Raw genomic sequence first — 2,289 nt, 5'->3', positions numbered from 1 at the left:
TCTCGGTGTATTCACCTTTCGTTTTCAAGGTAATGGTAACAGGGGCGTTTGTCCGATTTCGCCAAAACCAGCCGTGGGAACCATCAAATGCAGCGATAAGTTCCCCTATTTTAGTTTGCTCGGCACCCTTGCTATATTTGTGATAATCGATCTTGAGTTTTTTGGAATCGGCGTGGACATCATAATTGACTTTGCCGCCACTGCTAGCCCAAGTGTATTGGACTTTATTGCCTTTACTCATATCTAGCTTGACTTCTTTTCCTTCATTGGGAGCCAATGTAACCTGTGTTTCATGACTTAACATACCTGCTGCTAGCTGCGTCGGTGCTGGTGCCGCAATCGCATTGGCTTCACCCTGTTTAGGCTTGGTATTGATGGCAGAATTATCAGCTTGTGCTACAGCTTCTTGCTTGGCTGGTTGAGTATCAGCTTGTTGTTGAGCCTCTTCCTTCGCCAGCGAGACTCTAATCTCACCCATTTTTTTCAAGCCAATGATGTTACCGATGCCTGTGGGATCGATGCCGTATTCAGCGGGCATGATGACGGTTACAAGTAATACTGCTGCTGTCGCTGCGGCGATCGCGGTCGATTTAATCAGCTTGGCTGTTGATGGTAACTCTCTGTCGGTAGGTATATTGGTATTTTCCACGATCGTTATGTGCTTTAGTTTAATTTTAAGATGCGAAATAGCCAGTCATTTGGTATCCCATGAGCAGGAATCCCAGCATCATCAACAAGACATTGGCGTTGTAGGCATGGCGGAGAAAACTCTTCGATTTGCGCCAATAAGAGATGGCAATTAAAATTCCCCCCAGTGCCAAAAGCTGCCCGACTTCCACGCCGACATTAAAGAAGATCAGATTGAATAATAATCCATCGGCAGGCAGATCGTATTCGAGAATTTTGGTTGCTAAACCAAAACCATGAAACAATCCAAATACTAGTGTTGCCACTTTCGGATTTGGTTGGAACCCAAACCACCGTTGGAAGGCACCCATGTTATCGAGGGCTTTATACACAATCGAAAACCCAATAATGGTATCGATAATATAAGCATTGATACCGATTTTGAACAATACGCCAGAGAGCAAGGTAATTACGTGTCCTACTGCAAACAATGTGACGTACTTGGCGACATCCTCGCGCCGATATAAATAAAAGATCACTCCAAATAAAAACAGCAGATGATCGTAGCCCGTCATCATGTGTTTTGCGCCCAGATAGATAAAAGGAATGGGCAGCACGCCCGTGCTTTCCTGGATGTAGCCCTTATCGCCGGAAGTCACACCGTGAGCGATCGCTTCGGGACTAATGCCCAAAATTGTTGCTAAAATCATTGCCAAGCCCATTAAGGCAAGGAAATATTTCTTTTGTTTGAATAGTTGGATAAATTTAATCCTCAAGTTGTCTGCACCTCCTACATAGCAGTTTGACCAGCAAGAGCTGTTAATAAGTCTTGCTGAATAATTTTTCACCACAATGTGAAATCGAAAAAATATCTGTAAATAGCTTGCCAGAGTAGGGATGAAATTGAGGTGAAATGCCAACTATTTCTCTGACTAATTCTACTAATCGGCAAAAAATTATCGACAGTGAGTATTCGCGCCTACCCGTCTTTGAAGGCGAACTCGATCGAGGATGGGCGTAATTGACGTTGCCAATCTGCGATCTCAGATCCTTTAGAGACGATCGCACCCTGGTAAGTAAATTTCTCTCTTATGTCAAAATTTCACCTCATTTTCACACCGATGCTGTAAAAATGGGGTTGAGGATCGAATCTACCATTAACATAGTACATGCGTTTCTGCTCTAGTATCTACAGTAACGTTGGGTTATAGAACCCATTTGAGATCTTTATCGGCGATCGCAAAGTACAAGCAATTTCGCTTCAAAACACATCGTTGGATTGACACAAAAGTATATTACTCAATAAAATTTGGCATACTGAACAACATCAGACAATCATTATCAACCAATCGGCTTAACGCGAGGAAATGAACATGAATGAAAGTAAACCATCCGCTCAGGGCAAATGTCCAGTGATGCACGGTGGTGCAACAGAGGTGAATATGTCGAATGTGGAATGGTGGCCCAAAGCCCTTAACCTTGACATTTTGCATCAACACGATCGCAAGACCAATCCAATGGGCGCAGACTTCAACTATCGGGAAGCAGTCAAAACAATCGATGCGATCGCGCTCAAGCAAGATCTACACGCCCTGATGACCGATAGCCAAGATTGGTGGCCAGCAGATTGGGGTCACTACGGCGGTCTGATGATCCGCCTGG

2 protein-coding genes and 1 pseudogene are annotated in these 2,289 nt (G+C 44.2%); 1 reads left to right on the top strand and 2 read right to left on the bottom strand.

Annotation, left to right across the window (positions count from 1 at the left end):
- Both RMO55_RS16775 and RMO55_RS16770 read right to left on the bottom strand, forming a co-directional pair.
- On the bottom strand, positions 1 to 649 hold a 649-nt coding region (locus RMO55_RS16775; protein ID WP_310428355.1), incomplete at its 3' end, for a hypothetical protein.
- Between the two features lie 25 nt (positions 650 to 674).
- Entirely contained in the window at positions 675 to 1,349 is a 675-nt protein-coding gene (locus RMO55_RS16770; RefSeq protein WP_396134365.1) for a HupE/UreJ family protein, read from the bottom strand.
- Between the two features lie 651 nt (positions 1,350 to 2,000).
- Here RMO55_RS16770 and RMO55_RS16765 point away from each other — a divergent pair.
- Positions 2,001 to 2,289 (top strand): annotated as a pseudogene (locus tag RMO55_RS16765) (catalase-peroxidase); the annotation flags it as partial.

Source organism: Chamaesiphon sp. VAR_48_metabat_135_sub, from assembly GCF_031418915.1.
Lineage (GTDB): Bacteria > Cyanobacteriota > Cyanobacteriia > Cyanobacteriales > Chamaesiphonaceae > Chamaesiphon.
The sequence above is the reverse complement of the archived record's forward strand: the minus strand, read 5'-3'. Positions and strand labels throughout refer to the sequence as shown.

Bases quoted from the DNA above. Each gene is read 5' to 3' on its own strand.
- RMO55_RS16770 (WP_396134365.1), bottom strand. From the start codon at position 1,349: ATGGGCTTGGCAATGATTTTAGCAACAATTTTGGGCATTAGTCCCGAA.